At 60.5% G+C, this 15,213-nt stretch carries 12 protein-coding genes; 2 read left to right on the top strand and 10 right to left on the bottom strand.

Annotation, left to right across the window (positions count from 1 at the left end; genetic code table 11):
• A complete protein-coding gene (locus AMM41_RS06165) occupies positions 1 to 975 on the bottom strand; it encodes a TRAP transporter substrate-binding protein (protein ID WP_089954595.1) in 975 nt (324 codons plus the stop codon).
• Between the two features lie 214 nt (positions 976 to 1,189).
• Between AMM41_RS06165 and AMM41_RS06160 the strand changes: the two genes are divergently transcribed.
• Together AMM41_RS06160 and AMM41_RS06155 are read left to right on the top strand one after the other, a co-directional pair.
• A complete protein-coding gene (locus tag AMM41_RS06160; RefSeq protein ID WP_089954592.1) occupies positions 1,190 to 1,723 on the top strand; it encodes a winged helix DNA-binding protein in 534 nt (177 codons plus the stop codon).
• A 34-nt stretch (positions 1,724 to 1,757) separates the two neighbouring features.
• Positions 1,758 to 5,420 carry a hydantoinase B/oxoprolinase family protein gene (locus tag AMM41_RS06155; RefSeq protein WP_089954588.1) on the top strand — a complete coding sequence of 1,221 codons (3,663 nt, stop codon included), beginning with the start codon at positions 1,758 to 1,760 and terminating at the stop codon, positions 5,418 to 5,420.
• Between the two features lie 276 nt (positions 5,421 to 5,696).
• On the opposite strand, the gene AMM41_RS06150 is transcribed toward AMM41_RS06155, so the two are convergent.
• The 9 genes from AMM41_RS06150 to serC form a co-directional block, all read right to left on the bottom strand.
• Positions 5,697 to 6,089 (bottom strand): ComEA family DNA-binding protein, encoded by a 393-nt coding sequence (locus AMM41_RS06150; RefSeq protein WP_089954585.1) that lies wholly within the window; start codon positions 6,087 to 6,089, stop codon positions 5,697 to 5,699.
• Positions 6,090 to 6,191: 102 nt separating this feature from the next.
• Positions 6,192 to 7,361 carry a lipopolysaccharide assembly protein LapB gene (gene lapB / locus AMM41_RS06145; protein WP_089954583.1) on the bottom strand — a complete coding sequence of 390 codons (1,170 nt, stop codon included), beginning with the start codon at positions 7,359 to 7,361 and terminating at the stop codon, positions 6,192 to 6,194.
• Entirely contained in the window at positions 7,351 to 7,641 is a 291-nt protein-coding gene (locus AMM41_RS06140; RefSeq protein ID WP_089954575.1) for a lipopolysaccharide assembly protein LapA domain-containing protein, read from the bottom strand. The genes lapB and AMM41_RS06140 overlap by 11 nt, the downstream gene beginning before the upstream one ends.
• A 108-nt stretch (positions 7,642 to 7,749) precedes the next feature.
• Positions 7,750 to 8,142 (bottom strand): integration host factor subunit beta, encoded by a 393-nt coding sequence (locus tag AMM41_RS06135; RefSeq protein ID WP_255350433.1) that lies wholly within the window; start codon positions 8,140 to 8,142, stop codon positions 7,750 to 7,752.
• Between the two features lie 29 nt (positions 8,143 to 8,171).
• Positions 8,172 to 9,851, bottom strand: a complete 1,680-nt coding sequence (gene rpsA, locus AMM41_RS06130; RefSeq protein WP_089954570.1) for a 30S ribosomal protein S1 — start codon at positions 9,849 to 9,851, stop codon at positions 8,172 to 8,174.
• A gap of 216 nt (positions 9,852 to 10,067) precedes the next feature.
• Positions 10,068 to 12,059: a bifunctional 3-phosphoshikimate 1-carboxyvinyltransferase/cytidylate kinase gene (locus AMM41_RS06125; RefSeq protein WP_089954567.1), complete on the bottom strand. Its 1,992-nt coding sequence runs from the start codon at positions 12,057 to 12,059 to the stop codon at positions 10,068 to 10,070.
• Positions 12,060 to 12,959, bottom strand: coding sequence for a prephenate dehydrogenase (locus AMM41_RS06120; protein ID WP_089954563.1), 900 nt, complete (start codon positions 12,957 to 12,959; stop codon positions 12,060 to 12,062). It abuts the gene before it with no gap.
• 18 nt (positions 12,960 to 12,977) lie between these two features.
• Positions 12,978 to 14,078 carry a prephenate dehydratase gene (pheA, locus tag AMM41_RS06115; protein ID WP_089954559.1) on the bottom strand — a complete coding sequence of 367 codons (1,101 nt, stop codon included), beginning with the start codon at positions 14,076 to 14,078 and terminating at the stop codon, positions 12,978 to 12,980.
• 40 nt (positions 14,079 to 14,118) lie between these two features.
• Entirely contained in the window at positions 14,119 to 15,210 is a 1,092-nt protein-coding gene (gene serC / locus AMM41_RS06110) for a 3-phosphoserine/phosphohydroxythreonine transaminase (protein ID WP_089954553.1), read from the bottom strand.
• Positions 15,211 to 15,213 lie beyond the last annotated feature (3 nt).

Genomic DNA, 15,213 nt, shown 5'->3' with positions numbered 1-15,213 from the left:
TCAGCGGTTGAACGCGTCGACGATGGCCTTCCCCTCAGCCCCAGACTTTTCAAGCCACTCTTTCATGATGGTGTCGCCCACTTTTTTCATGTCGGCTTTGAGTTGCGCAGACGGTGGAGCCACCGTCATGCCATTGGCCTTGAGGGTTTCCAGGGTGGTGGTGTTGACCTTGCGCGATTCGGCCCAGCCCCGTGTTTCGGCCGCAGCGGCGGCTTTGAGCAAGGCGTCTTGGGTGGGCTTGTCCAGCGCGTCAAAGGCTTTTTTGTTGGCAATGACCGCGTTTTTGGGCAACCAGGCCTGCACGTCGTAGTAGTACTTGAGGTGCTCGTACAGCTTGCTGTCCACGCCTGTGGCGCCCGAGGTCATGGTCGATTCGACCACACCCGTGGCCAAGGCCTGCGAGAACTCGGCCGCTTGCACGGTCACAGGTTGGGCGCCAACCAGTTCAGCGATCTTGGCGGTGGTGGGGCTGTAAGCACGCCATTTGATGCCCTTGAGGTCGGCGGCGCTGTTGATCGGTTTTTTGCTGTAAATGCCTTGTGGGGGCCAGGCCACCGAGTACAAGAGCATCATGCCTTGGTCGGCCAATTTCTTTTCCAAGAGCGGCTTTTGCGCTTTGTAGAGCTTCATGGATTCGTCGTAGCTGTCGGCCAAAAAGGGCAGGCCGTCCGCACCAAAGGGTTGCCATTCGTTCTGGAAGTTGACCAGCAAAATCTCGCCCAACTGGGCTTGGCCACCTTGCACGGCACGCTTGATCTCGGGGGCCTTGAACAGGGATGCGTTGGCGTGCACCGTGATCTTCAGCTTGCCCGCCGTGGCTTTGTCCACATCGGCCGCAAACTGGGTCATGTTGACCGAGTGGAAGTTGGTGGCCGGGTAAGCGGCGGGCAGGTCCCATTTGGTTTGGGCCGACACGAAGCCGGAAACAGCGAGCAGGCCAGCCAGCAGGCTGAGGTGAAGGGCGCGACGTTGCATGAAAACTCCTGTGAAAGATGGGAATGTACGGTTCACTGGGCAGTGCAAGAAAGGTGCCCGCTTCACGCGTGCATCGGGTGCATCTGTCTGGTGCCCACTGTAGGCAAGGCGGAGCCAATCCGTGATCGGTGTTTTCCCTTAACGTCAACAAATTGTTGGCAAATTGTCGGCATCGGGCATAGACTTTCTCATCTCTCCAGCCTGGACTGAACCCATGCCGCGCAAAAATTCTCTGAGCATCTCTGCCCCGAGCCCCATCGTGTCCTCGGCCCATTTGGTCTCGCCTGACAGCGCCGAGATGAGCGAGTTCGAGTTCGGCCTGATCGTGGCGGGCAACGCGTTTCACCGCTGGATCATCCACTGCATGGCGGCGGCGGGCTTGAAAGACCTGACGCCGCTCGATGTGCTGGTGCTGCACCACGTCACGCACCGTGCGCGTGACAAGCGCCTGGCCGACATCTGCTTCATCATGAACATCGAAGACACCCATTTGGTGAATTACGCCCTGAAAAAGCTGCAAGGCTTGGGCGTGGTGGTGTCTCAAAAAAATGGCAAAGACGTGACTTATGCCGCGACCGACGAAGGCCGTGCTTATGTGCAGCGTTACCGCGAAATCCGCGAGAGCTGCTTGATTGACGCTTTGAAGGCCGATGATGGCTTGAACCGCGACATTGGCGAGTTGGCCCGATTGCTGCGTGTGCTGTCGGGCATGTACGACCAGGCTGCGCGTGCGGCGGCTTCTTTGTGACCTTGGTATTTATATTCTGATTGTTGAGCGACTTATGAACGAACCCACCATCACACCCGCTGGCAAAAACCGTTGGCAGTTTTGGATTGACCGGGGCGGCACCTTCACCGACGTGGTGGGCAAGCGGCCTGACGGCACTTTGGTCACGCACAAACTGCTGAGCGAAAACCCCGAGCAATACCGCGACGCGGCGGTGGCGGGCATTCGCCATTTGCTGGGCCTCAAAGCTGGAGAACCCGTCACACCTGAACAAGTCGAGTGCGTGAAGATGGGCACCACTGTGGCCACCAACGCTCTGCTGGAGCGCAAGGGCGAGGCCACGCTGCTGGTGACCACACAGGGCTTTGGCGACGCGCTGCGCATCGCTTACCAAAACCGCCCGCGTTTGTTTGACCGCCAGATCGTCTTGCCCGAGTTGCTCTACAGCGCGGTGGTGGAGGCGCAGGAGCGGGTGACGGTGGACGGCGAGGTGTTGTTGCCGCTCGACGAGGTGCATTTGCGCACCCAATTGGTGAACAGTTTTGCTCAAGGCGTGCGCTCGGTGGCGGTGGTCTTCATGCACGGCTGGCGGCACACCGCGCACGAGCAGGCGGCAGCGAGGCTGGCACGAGAACTGGGCTTCACCCAGGTCAGCACTTCGCACCAGACCAGCCCGATGATGAAGCTGGTCAGTCGGGGCGACACCACGGTGGTCGATGCGTATTTGTCACCGATTTTGGGCCGCTACGTGGACCAGGTGGCGAGCGAGATGCCGGGCGTGAAACTGATGTTCATGCAGTCGTCGGGTGGCCTCACAGACGCGCAGGTGTTCGCGGGCAAAGACGCGATTTTGAGTGGCCCGGCGGGTGGCATTGTGGGTATGGCGCGTACGGCCCAGCTGGCGGGTCACGACAAGGTGATTGGTTTTGACATGGGTGGCACCTCCACCGATGTGTCGCACTTTGCCGGGCAGTTCGAACGCGAGTTTGAAACCCAGGTGGCGGGTGTGCGCATGCGTGCGCCCATGATGAGCATCCACACCGTGGCTGCGGGTGGTGGCTCGCTGCTGGCTTATGACGGTGCGCGTTTCAGGGTGGGCCCGCAAAGCGCGGGGGCCAATCCCGGCCCAGCCAGTTACCGCCGGGGCGGGCCGCTGGCCGTGACCGATGCGAACGTGATGGTGGGCAAGGTGCAGCCGAAGTTTTTCCCTTCGGTGTTTGGGCCGGAGGCGAACCAGCCGTTGGACGCCGAGGTGGTGCATGGCCATTTTGCAAAACTGGCCACGCAAACCGGCCGCGCTGCCGAAGACGTGGCGCATGGTTTCATCCAGATCGCGGTGCAGCAGATGGCCAATGCCATCAAGAAAATTTCGGTGGCGCGGGGCTACGACGTCACGCGCTACACCTTGCAATGCTTTGGCGGTGCGGGTGGGCAGCACGCCTGTCTGGTGGCCGATGCCTTGGGCATGTCGCAGGTGTTGGTGCACCCGCTGGCGGGTGTGTTGTCGGCTTATGGCATGGGCTTGGCCGACCAGAACGTGATGCGCGAAGAATCGGTGGAGCGACGACTGGAAGCTGCCGCCATGCCCCTGATGGCCGAGCGCTTGCAAGCTTTGGGCGAATCCACCCGCCTGGCCTTGCTGGCGCAAATGGGCCAGGACGCGGCCCATGCCGACCGCATCGAGTTGCGCCAACGCGTGCATTTGCGCTACGAAGGCACCGACTCGGCGCTGGTCGTGCCCTGGGGCGATTTGGACCACTTGGTGGCGGGTTTTGAGGCGGCGTATCGCCAGCGCTTTGCCTTCTTGATGCAGGGCAAGGCTTTGGTAGTGGAGGCCGTATCGGTGGAGGCCGTGCTGCCCGGCGATGCGCCCGAAGAGGCTGTTCATGTGCTGAACGCTGAGCGCGAGGTGCCGCGCCGCGACACGGTGCGGGTGTACGCCGCGAATGCACAAGGCGTGGCCGAGTGGCAGGAGGCTGCATTGGTGGTGCGCGAAGACATGCGCCCCGGCGATGTGATCGACGGCCCGGCCATCATTGCCGAGAAAAATGCCACCACGGTGGTGGAGCCCGGTTGGCAGGCACGGCTGACTGCTTTCGACCATTTGTTGCTGGTGCGCGTGCAAGCGCGGGCGGTACAGCATGCGGCGGGCACGCAGGCCGACCCGGTGCTGCTGGAGGTGTTCAACAACTTGTTCATGAACATCGCCGAGCAAATGGGGCTGCAGCTGCAAAACACGGCCTACTCGGTCAACATCAAGGAGCGGCTGGACTTTTCGTGTGCGCTGTTCAGCGCCGAAGGCCATTTGATTGCCAACGCACCCCACATGCCGGTGCATCTGGGCTCCATGGGCGAGAGCATCCAGACCGTGATCCACGAAAACAAGGGACGCATGCAGCCGGGTGATGTGTTTGTGCTGAACGACCCGTACCACGGCGGCACGCACTTGCCCGACATCACGGTCATCACCCCGGTGTACCTGGATGGCCACGCCGCCCCGGTCTTTTATGTGGGCTCACGCGGCCACCACGCCGATGTGGGCGGCTTGACACCCGGCTCCATGCCGCCGTTCTCCACGCGCATCGAAGAAGAGGGCGTGCAGATCAACAACGTCAAGCTGGTCGAGGCGGGCCATCTGCGCGAAGCCGAGATGGTGACCTTGCTGCAAAGCGGTGAATACCCTTCGCGCAACCCGGCGCAAAACATGGCCGACCTGAAAGCGCAAATTGCCGCCAACGAAAAAGGCGTTCAGGAGCTGCGCCGCATGGTCGATCAGTTTGGTTTGGACGTGGTACAGGCCTACATGCGACATGTGCAGGACAACGCCGAAGAATCGGTGCGCCGTGTCATCACACGCCTCAAAAACGGCGCTTTCACTTTCCCCTTGGACAACGGTGCGCAGATCCAGGTGGCGGTGCGCGTGAACGCTGCTGAGCGCACGGCCGAGATCGACTTCACCGGCACCAGCGCCCAATTGCCCAACAACTTCAACGCACCCCGGGCGGTGTGCATGGCGGCCGTGCTCTACGTGTTCCGCAGTTTGGTGGACGACGACATCCCGCTGAACGCTGGCTGCTTGAAGCCGCTCAAGGTCATCATTCCTCAAGGCTCCATGCTCAATCCCAATCCCCCGGCTTCGGTGGTGGCGGGCAATGTAGAAACCTCGACCTGCATCACCAACGCGCTGTTTGGCGCTTTGGGCGTGATGGCAGGCAGCCAGCCCACCATGAACAACTTCACCTTTGGCAATGCGCGGGTGCAGTATTACGAAACCATCTCAGGCGGCAGCGGTGCGGGTGGGCGCTTTGATGCGCAAGGCCAACTGGTGGGGGGTTTTGACGGCACCTCGGTGGTGCAAACCCACATGACCAATTCACGCCTGACGGACCCCGAGGTGCTGGAGTTCCGCTTTCCGGTCCGGCTGGAAAGTTATGCCATCCGCCAGGGATCAGGCGGCGCGGGTCGCTGGCATGGCGGTGATGGCGGTGTGCGCCGCGTGCGCTTTTTGGAGCCGATGACGGCGGGCATTTTGTCCAATGGGCGTGTCCACCCCGCGTTTGGTATGGCAGGCGGTCACAGTGGCTTGCCGGGCATCAACCGCGTGGTGCGCAGCGACGGGAGCGTGCAAGAGCTGGCGCACATTGGCCAGGTGGAGATGCAGGCGGGCGATGTGTTTGAGATCCACACGCCCGGCGGCGGCGGGTTTGGCAAGGCCTAGGCAGCGGCAATTGATCCGGCCAGGTGAAGTTTGCATGAACGCTTTTTTGTGGGAGCGACGCCCTCGTCGCGATAAAGCCCCGCAGACCACCAAGAATCGCCCCGAGGGCGGGGCTCCCACAATGCCCCCATCGCTGATCACTGTCCCCAAGGCAAGCCTTGCACTTCGAACTTCACAGGGCCGGATCAATAAGTTGTACGACCGACCGTCTGTAGGCCGGTCATGCCTGCCGAATTGACCGATTGGGCCGATTCGGCAGGCCGGGTGTGGCAGTTTTCAGTTTTTCGCGGGCGCGGGTTTGCCGCTGGCATCTGCTGCTGCCGGTTTGGCGGGTTTGGCCGCTGCCTTGTCGGCGCTCACGTCCTTGTTGGGGGCAGGCTTTTGATCAGCCACTTTGACCTTGTATGCACTGCCTTGCACCCGCACACCTTGCTCAGACAAGCTGCTGGCCTTTTGAGGGCCTAATCCTTTGACCCGGCTGGTGGCATCTTCCCAGTCCTTGAACGCGGCCTTTTTGCGCTCGTCCATCACTGCCTTGGTGAGGACCGGCCCCACGCCTTTCAGGGCGTCGAGCTCGACTTCGGTGGCTTTGTTCAAGTCAATTTGTTGTGCCCAACTCAGTCCCGCAAAGCTGAATGCCAGAAATACCCCTGCAATTTTCCTCAGCATGTCTATTCCCCTTTGGTTCACTGCAAAAATTTGCAGATCTTTATTTTGAGAACTTAAATGCTATTTTGAAAACAGGGTAAACCCCTTGTCAGCCTCGCAGGGCTAGAGTTCTTCGATCCGTCTGGGGGGGTAGCTGTCCCAAGCCTGGCATCCAGGGCAATGCCAAAAGTGCTCTTTGGCTTCAAAACCACAGGCCGCACAGCGGTAACGGGCCAGGGGTTTGGTGGCGTGTTCCAGTGCTTTTTGCACCGGTGCCGGCAAGGCATGGTCACTGTTTTGGACGCCATTCAGCCAGCGACTGGCTGCCATCAAAGAAGGGTATTTTTGCAGATGATCCAAGTAGCGCTGCATCACCTTGGCTTGTGCCACGGGGTCGGTGAGTGAGTCGCTGGGGCTCAAAGTCATCATGGCATCCAGCACGTCAATACAGGGCTTGCGCTGGTAGTGGGCTTGGAGCAGGGCCAGGGCCTCGTCTGTTTGGCCACAGGCCAGAGCAGCTTGCGCCAAGCTGGCCGCTGCCAATGGGGCCGCTGTGTCATTGCGCTCAAACAACACGGCCAAGCTGGCATAGGCGGGCACAGCCTGCCCTTGGCTCAGAAGCAATTGCCCTTGCAAAATTCGAGGCCGCGCCGCTTCGGATTGTTCTTTCAGGCTTTGTGCCAGCAGGGCCAGGGCTTTGGCACTGTCTCCTTTTTGTACCGCTTCTCGCGCTTGCTCACATTGGTAATGGGCCAAACGAATGCCAAAGTTGGATTCGCCTGATTTTTCAAGCAAGCGTGCCACGGCCGCAGCTTCAGGCCACTCGCGTGATCGTTCGTAAATGGCCATGCGTGCCAGCCTGGCTTGCCCTTCGTAAGAGGTGCCTTCCAGCTTGCGCAGCGCCTCTTCAGCGCGGTCCAGCAAGCCGGCTTTCAAATAATCAAGTGCCAAACCATGTTGCGCTCTTTGACGGTCTGCAGTGCTGATGTCGGCGCGTTGCAGCAGGTGTTCGTGGACCCTGACGGCTCGGTCGTATTCGCCACGGCGGCGAAACAAATTGCCCAATGCAAAATGCAATTCCGAGGTGTCCGGGTCGTTTTGTACGGCTTCAATGAAGGCGTCGATGGCTTGGTCTTGCTGTTCATTGAGCAAGTAATTCAAGCCCTTGAAATAAGCGCGAGGGGCTTGGCGGTTGGCAATGCGCATCTGGCGCAAGTCCAAACGAGAAGCGATCCACCCCAATGCAAAAGCCGCGGGTAAACCCAGCAAAATCCAGGTCAGGTCAAACTCCACGTGGGGCCTCCTGTGGGGGTGATACCGCATCGCTGGCGGGTTTAAGTCGGTGTTTCACGGCTTGCCGTTCACGCCACCAGCGTGGCACCATGCCCAAAACGCCAACCACCACACCCAGAGTGAAGGCTGACAAAACCACCAGCACGGTGGGCGCAGACCAATGGGTGCCAAAAAAGAAATTCACGCGCGTTTCTTGCTGGTTGTTCAGCGCAAAAGCAAAGAGGGTAAAAAAAACAGCCGCCTTCAGTAGCCACTGAAGCAGCCGGAGCAGACGTTTCATGATTCGACCTTGGAAGCTGAAACCATTCTAATGGCGCAATTTCAGTGGCCAGCAAAACCACGAACAAGCCCTAGCCCTCGGTATTGGTGTGTGGCTGGGCCTTGGGCCTCAGGCATGGGTCTTGGGGTTGGTTTGTGCGGCAGCCAAAGTGCCTGCATCCACGGCTTCTCTCAAGGCTTTGCCTGGCTTGAAGTGAGGGACCCGTTTTTCGGGTATGTGCACACTTTCCCCAGAGCGAGGGTTGCGGCCAATGCGAGGTGGACGGCGATTGATGGAAAAGCTTCCAAAACCGCGAATTTCGATGCGGTGGCCTTTGACCAGGGCATCGCTCATGGCTTCGAGCACCGTTTTGACCGCCAGTTCGGCGTCACGGTGGGTCAGCTGCGCAAATCGTGCAGCAAGTTCTTCAACCAGATCGGAGCGGGTCATGTGCGTTGGATGTTGAGCGTTGGGGGTTGTGCGTTGAGCTGAACAAGCCGGAAAACCCGGCTTGTCGCTCAACGTCAAACGCTCAACGCTCAGCTTTCACTTCAGTTGTTGTCCAACTTGGCACGCAACAAAGCGCCCAGGCTGGTAGTGCCCGCGTTTTCGCGTGACGACTGCTGAGACAAGTTCGCCATGGCTTCTTGTTGGTCAGCTTGGTCTTTGGCCTTGATCGACAACTGGATGTTGCGGGTCTTGCGGTCCACGTTCACCACGACGGCAGTGACTTCGTCACCGACTTTGAGCACGTGGCTGGCGTCTTCCACGCGGTCACGCGAGATTTCGGACACGCGCAGGTAACCCACGATGTCTTCGCCCAGGTCGATTTCAGCGCCCTTGGCATCCACAGTCTTGACCTTGCCGGTGACGATCTGGCCTTTGTCGTTGATCGACACAAAGGTGGTGAAAGGATCGGAGTCGAGCTGTTTGATGCCCAAGCTGATGCGCTCGCGGTCCACGTCCACAGCCAAGACCAACGCCTCGACTTCTTGACCCTTCTTGAATTCGCGCACGGCGTTTTCGCCGGTTTCGTTCCAAGACAGGTCAGACAAGTGCACCAAGCCGTCGATGCCGGCAGCCAAGCCCACGAACACGCCGAAGTCGGTGATCGACTTGATCGGGCCTTTGACGCGATCGCCGCGCTTGGTGTTTTGAGCAAACTCTTGCCATGGGTTGGCGCGGCACTGCTTCATGCCCAAGCTGATGCGGCGCTTGTCTTCGTCGATCTCGAGGACCATGACTTCGACTTCGTCACCCAAGGCAACGATCTTGGAAGGAGCCACGTTCTTGTTGGTCCAGTCCATCTCGGACACGTGCACCAAGCCTTCGATGCCTGGCTCGAGTTCCACAAACGCGCCGTAGTCGGCGATGTTGGTGATCTTGCCGAACATGCGGGTGCTTTGTGGGTAGCGGCGGTTCACGCCCATCCATGGGTCGTCGCCCATTTGCTTCAGACCCAAGGACACGCGGTTTTTCTCGGTGTCGAACTTGAGGATCTTGGCGGTGATTTCTTGACCGGCCGTGACCACTTCGGAGGGGTGACGGACACGGCGCCATGCCATGTCGGTGATGTGCAGCAAGCCGTCGATGCCGCCCAAGTCCACGAACGCACCGTATTCGGTGATGTTCTTGACCACACCGTGAACGATGGAGCCTTCGCGCAATGTTTCCATCAGCTTGGCACGCTCTTCGCCCATGGAGGCTTCCACCACAGCGCGGCGTGACAACACGACGTTGTTGCGCTTGCGGTCGAGCTTGATGACCTTGAATTCCAGGGTCTTGTTCTCATAGGGTGACAGGTCTTTGGTAGGACGTGTGTCGACCAAAGAGCCGGGCAAGAAAGCGCGGATGCCGTTGACCAACACGGTCAGGCCACCCTTGACTTTGCCGCTGGTCACGCCAGTGACGAATTCGCCGGATTCCAGGGCTTTTTCCAAAGACATCCAGGAAGCCAAACGCTTGGCGGTGTCGCGCGACAAGATGGTGTCGCCGTAACCGTTTTCGATGGAGCCAATGGCCACCGAGACAAAGTCGCCGACCTGGACTTCGACTTCACCCTGGTCGTTCTTGAACTCTTCGAGGGGCACGTAGGACTCGGACTTGAGACCAGCGTTGACGACCACGAAGTTGTGTTCGATGCGCACCACTTCAGCGGTGATGACTTCACCAGGGCGCATTTCGGTACGTTGCAGGGATTCCTCAAAGAGGGCGGCAAAAGATTCAGACATGTGATTTCCTCATCCACAAACAGGACTGACGAGCGCGGAATGCGTCGTTTCCAGGAGCTGACTGTGGCGGTTGGTTGTGCGGTGTGAGCCGCGGTTGGTTTGTCAAAAACCACCTGGCCAGTGTGCAAGCTGCACGAGGAGAGCCGGGTGGAACTTCAGGTCAGCCTGCACTCGGCGGGCTGGGGTGGCTGTTGTCAGTGGATCAATTTGTGTCGATCAACCAAAAACCTGCCGACTTTGCCACCAGACCATCACTTGTTCCACCGAGGCTTCGATGGTCAAGGACGAGTTGTCCAGTTGCAAGGCATCTTGTGCGGGCTTCAGAGGCGCCACGCTGCGGGACATGTCCCGGGCGTCGCGTGCTTCCAAGTCAGCGCGAAGAGCGTCGATATTAGCCGAAAAACCCTTAAAAATCAATTGCTTATGCCGTCTTTCAGCCCTTTGGGTAGCGCTGGCGGTCAAAAACACCTTCAACGCGGCTTCTGGAAAGATCACCGTGCCCATGTCACGGCCGTCGGCCAAGAGGCCAGGCAGGCGCTGAAAACTGTGTTGCAGGTCGATCAGCGCTTGGCGCACCGCTGGCAAGACAGAGACTTTGGAGGCGTTCATGCCGCCTTGCTCGCTGCGGATCGCATCGGTCACGTCCACGTTGTTCAGCAGCACTTGCTCGCCTTCAAAGCGCACGGGCAGGCTGCGGGCAAGCTCGGCGATCTTGGCTTCGTCGGCGGCTTCGAGCGTCAGGCCTGCTTGCAAAGCGGCATGGGCCGTGACGCGGTAGAGCGCGCCCGAGTCCAAGTAGTGGTAGCCCAGCTGAGCGGCCACGCGGCTGGCCAGCGTGCCTTTGCCCGAGGCCGTGGGGCCGTCGATGCAGATCACCGGGATGTTTTGTGCGGCTGTGTGCGCCACCGAGAACAGGGCTTCAAAGTAGTCCGGGAAGGTCTTGGCGACGCACTTGGGGTCTTCGATGCGCACAGGCACTTGGTCGGCGTTGAACGCTGCCAGAGAGAAGCACATGGCCACGCGGTGGTCGTCGTAGGTGTGGATGCTGGCGCGTTGCCACTGGTCCGCAGGCAGGGGGTGGATGGTGATCCAGTCCGGGCCTTCTTCGACGGTGGCACCGAGCTTGCGGCTTTCGTTGGCCATGGCCGCAATGCGGTCGGTTTCTTTCACGCGCCAGCTGGCGATGTTGCGCAGCGTGGTGGGGCCGTCGGCATAGAGCGCCATCACGGCCAGCGTCATGGCGGCGTCCGGGATGTGGTTGCAGTCCAGCGTGATGCCTTTGAGCGGCCAGGCCCCGCGCTGAATCTCCAGCCAGTTGGGGCCGCTGGTGATCTTGGCACCCATTTGCGCTGCGGCATCCATGAAGCGGATGTCGCCCTGAATCGAGTCGGCCCCAACGCCCTGGATGCGGATGCCGCTGCCTTGGGCGATGGCACCGAGCGCGATGAAGTAGCTGGCCGAAGAGGCATCGGCTTCGACGTGGATGCTGCCGGGCGACTGGTAGCGGCTGCCCGCCGGGATGACAAAACGTTCCCAGCCTTGGCGCTCCACGGCAATGCCGTAACGCGCCAGCAGGTTGAGCGTGATCTCGATGTAAGGCTTGCTGATGAGTTCGCCCACCACCTCGATGGTGATGGCGCGGTCCTGCGCTGCCAGCGGCAAGGCCATCAGCAGCGCCGTGAGGAACTGGCTGGACACATCGCCACGAACGGGGATGGGTTTGTCCAGCTGCAGTGTTGGTTGGCGTACGCGCAGCGGCGGGTAGCCCTCGTTGCCCAGGTAGTCGATGGCGCAGCCCAACTCGCGCAGGGCGTCCACCAGGTCCCCAATGGGGCGCTCGTGCATTCGGGGCACGCCCTTGAGCGTGAAGTCGCCGCCCTGAACGGCCAGCGCAGCAGTGAGCGGGCGCATGGCCGTGCCCGCGTTGCCCATGAAAAATTCAATGGCTTCACTGGGCCAGGTACGGCCACCGAGGCCCGTGATGGTCACTGTTGTGCCTTGCACCTTCACGCCGCAGCCCAGTTGGCGCAGCGCGGCCAGCATGACGCGGGTGTCGTCCGAGTCCAGCAGGTCGTGGACCACGGTGGTGCCTTGGCACAGGGCCGAGAGCAGCAGCACGCGGTTCGAGATGCTTTTGGAGCCGGGCAGGGTGACAGTGCCGGACGCGCCTTGCAGCGCAGGGAGGTCGAGAAAAGGGGTGGAGAACATTTAAGGGTTTTCAGAAACTTTGCTGCAAGCGTTGCCCGCTTGCAAGGTCCAAGCCGAGCGCACATCGCTGGCTTGTTCAATCAACTGTTGCAGCGCGGCGGTGTCGCCTTGCTTCAAGGTGTTTTCAAATTGGTCGAGTGCAGCGCGAAAGTGCGCCATCTGCGTGAGCACTTCGGCCCGGTTGGCGCTCAGGATGTCGCGCCAGACGGACGGGTCGCTGGCGGCGATGCGTGAAAAGTCTCGAAAGCCCGGGCCTGCCATCTCCAAAAACGCAGCGCCTTGCGGTTGTGCGGTAAGGGCATTGACGGCTGCAAAGGCCAACAGGTGGGGCAGGTGGCTGACGGCCGCAAAGGTGGCGTCGTGCACCTCGGGCGTCATGTGGCTCACATGGCTGCCGATGGCGGTCCAGACCTCGCTCGCCGTTTTGATTTGGTGGATGCTGTTGTGTGGCAATGGCGTGAGGATGGTGCGGCGCGCTTGGTAAAGCGTGCCTTCGGCATGCTCGATGCCGGCCACTTCTTTGCCCGCAATCGGATGGGCAGGTACCAAGCAATTGAGGCGTTCGCCCAAAGCGGCCTGCGCTGCTGCGATCACATCGCATTTGGTGGAGCCCACGTCCATCAGCAAGGCGTTGGGGGACAGGGCGTCTCGCAATGCAGCAAAGCTGCTGTGCATGGCGCCCACAGGCACGGCCAGCAAGACCAAATCCGCACCTTGCACCGCCTCGGCCACGCTGCTGCAGGCTTGGTCGATGACACCCAACTCAAGGGCGCGTTGGCGTGTTTTTTCGGAGGCGCTGAAACCGGTGATGTGCTGCACCAGGCCCGCTTGGCGCAGGGCGAGCGCAAACGAGCCGCCCATCAGGCCGCAGCCAATCAGGGCCAGGCGTTGGAACTTCACTGTGCGCTCACTCGGGGGTCATTCAGGAACGGGGTAAGAACCCAGCACCTTGTAGAACGCGCACAGGCCTTGCAGCTCTTGTAAGGCCGCCGCCACATGCGGCTCGCTGATGTGACCTTGCAGGTCGATGTAGAAGTAATACTCCCACTGACCGGATTTGGCGGGGCGCGACTCAAAACGCGTCATGGACACGCCATTGTTTTTGAGCGGCACCAACAAGTCGTGCACGGCACCGGGGCGGTTGGGCACCGACACCACCAAGCTGGTGCAGTCCTTGCCCGAAGCCGGTGGCGTGGCCAGGGTTTGGGGCAAACTGATCACGGCAAAGCGTGTGCGGTTGAACGCTTCGTCCTGGATGGCGTGGTGCACGATGTGCAGGCCAAACTGGCTGGCTGCGCGTTCGCTGGCCAAAGCGGCCCAAGCCGGGTTGGTGGCGGCCAAGCGCGCGCCTTCGGCGTTGCTCGACACGGCGCGGCGCTCCACATGCGGCAAGTGTTTGGACAACCAACCCTGGCACTGGGCCAGCGCTTGCGGGTGGGCCATCACCACCTCAATGCCCGCGTCGGAGTTGAGTTGACGCAGCAAATTGAAGCGCACCTGCAGGCTGACTTCGCCCACCACATGCACGGGCGAGCGCAAGAACAAATCGAGCGACCGCGCGACCACACCTTCGGTGGAGTTCTCCATGCCGACCACGCCGTATTGGGCGGTGCCCGCTGCGGTGGCGTGGAAGACTTCGTCGAAGTTAGCGTAGTAAATCAGGTTGGCCGCGCTGCCAAAAAACTCGATGGCCGCCTGTTCACAAAACGTGCCCTGCGGGCCGAGCACCGCCACGCGTTGCGGGGCTTCCAAGGCCAAGCAGGCCGACATGATCTCGCGCCAAATAGAGGCCACATGCTCGTTTTTGAGCGGGCCGGGGTTGGCGTGGGTGATCTTGTCGATGACCTGGGCCACGCGGTCGGGGCGAAAGAAGGGCGAGCCTTCGGCGCGTTTGATTTCGCCGACTTGTTCGGCCACATGGGCACGTTGGTTGAGCAGGCTCAGCAGCTGTTTGTCCAGCGCGTCAATTTGCACACGCAAAGCGCCCAAGGCATCCGACTGAATGGGTTGTTGGCTCATGTCTCTTCTACTTTCTGGCGGCCTGTTTCGGGAGAAAACTTCAAGCCTGTGTTTTTTCAAATTCGCGCATGTAAGCCACCAAGGCCTGCACGCCTTCGATCGGCATGGCGTTGTAGATGCTGGCCCGCATGCCACCGACTGATTTGTGGCCCTTGAGCTGCAACAAATTGGCGGCTTTGGCCCCGGCCAGAAAGGCGTCGTTGCGCGATTCGTCGCGCAAGAAGAAGGGCACATTCATGCGTGAGCGGCAGTCTTGGGCAACACGGTTTTCGAACAGGCTGGAGCTGTCGAGAAAGTCATACAGCAGCTGGGCCTTGGCGATGTTGCGCTGTTCCATGGCGGCAATGCCGCCGTTTTTCTTGAGCCACTGGAACACCAGCCCGGCGATGTAGATGCTGTAGGTGGGCGGCGTGTTGTACATCGACTGGTTGTCGGCCACCAGTTTGTAGTCGAAGGCGCTGGGGCAATGGGGCAGGGCGTGGCCGATCAGGTCTTCGCGCACGATGACCAAAGTCAGGCCTGCGGGGCCGAGGTTCTTTTGTGCACCACCAAAAGCCAAACCCACACGGGACCAGTCCACAGGGCGGGAGGCCACATGCGACGAAAAATCCACCACCAGCGGGGCGTCACACCCCAAGGCTTTGAGGTCGGGCAGTTCATGAAACTCAACGCCGTGGATGGTTTCGTTGCCGCAAATGTGCACATAGCGGCTGTCCGAGCCAATTTGCCAAGTGGCTGGCGCGGGCAGGGTGGTGAAGCCGTCGGCTTGCGCCGAGGCCGCCACGCGGGCGGTGCCGTATTTGCCCGCTTCTTTGAGCGACTTTTGGCTCCAGCTGCCCGTGAGCACAAAGTCCATGGCCCCGCCTTGCGACAGGTTCAGGGGCACGATGGCGTTTTCAGCCAGGCCACCGCCTTGCATGAACAAAATCTTGAAATGGGCGGGCACGGCCAACAGTTCACGCAGGTCCGCTTCGGCCTGCTCGTAAATGCTGATGAACTCCTTGCCACGATGGCTCATCTCCATCACGCTCATGCCCGAGCCGTGCCAGTCCAACATGTCGGACGAGGCTTGTTGCAAGACCTCTTCGGGCATGACGGCCGGACCGGCCGAAAAATTGAAAGCGCGACTCATGCC

It is taken from the genome of Limnohabitans sp. 2KL-3 (genome assembly GCF_001269405.1).
In the GTDB taxonomy this organism is placed as follows: domain Bacteria; phylum Pseudomonadota; class Gammaproteobacteria; order Burkholderiales; family Burkholderiaceae_C; genus Limnohabitans_A.
The sequence above is the reverse complement of the archived record's forward strand: the minus strand, read 5'-3'. Positions and strand labels throughout refer to the sequence as shown.

What these genes read in the sequence shown, in the direction of transcription:
- AMM41_RS06165 (WP_089954595.1), bottom strand. Translation starts at nt 975, where the DNA reads ATGCAACGTCGCGCCCTTCACCTCAGCCTGCTGGCTGGCCTGCTCGCT.
- AMM41_RS06160 (WP_089954592.1), top strand. Translation starts at nt 1,190, where the DNA reads ATGCCGCGCAAAAATTCTCTGAGCATCTCTGCCCCGAGCCCCATCGTG.
- AMM41_RS06155 (WP_089954588.1), top strand. Translation starts at nt 1,758, where the DNA reads ATGAACGAACCCACCATCACACCCGCTGGCAAAAACCGTTGGCAGTTT.
- AMM41_RS06150 (WP_089954585.1), bottom strand. Translation starts at nt 6,089, where the DNA reads ATGCTGAGGAAAATTGCAGGGGTATTTCTGGCATTCAGCTTTGCGGGA.
- AMM41_RS06140 (WP_089954575.1), bottom strand. Translation starts at nt 7,641, where the DNA reads ATGAAACGTCTGCTCCGGCTGCTTCAGTGGCTACTGAAGGCGGCTGTT.
- rpsA (WP_089954570.1), bottom strand. Translation starts at nt 9,851, where the DNA reads ATGTCTGAATCTTTTGCCGCCCTCTTTGAGGAATCCCTGCAACGTACC.
- AMM41_RS06125 (WP_089954567.1), bottom strand. Translation starts at nt 12,059, where the DNA reads ATGTTCTCCACCCCTTTTCTCGACCTCCCTGCGCTGCAAGGCGCGTCC.
- pheA (WP_089954559.1), bottom strand. Translation starts at nt 14,078, where the DNA reads ATGAGCCAACAACCCATTCAGTCGGATGCCTTGGGCGCTTTGCGTGTG.
- serC (WP_089954553.1), bottom strand. Translation starts at nt 15,210, where the DNA reads ATGAGTCGCGCTTTCAATTTTTCGGCCGGTCCGGCCGTCATGCCCGAA.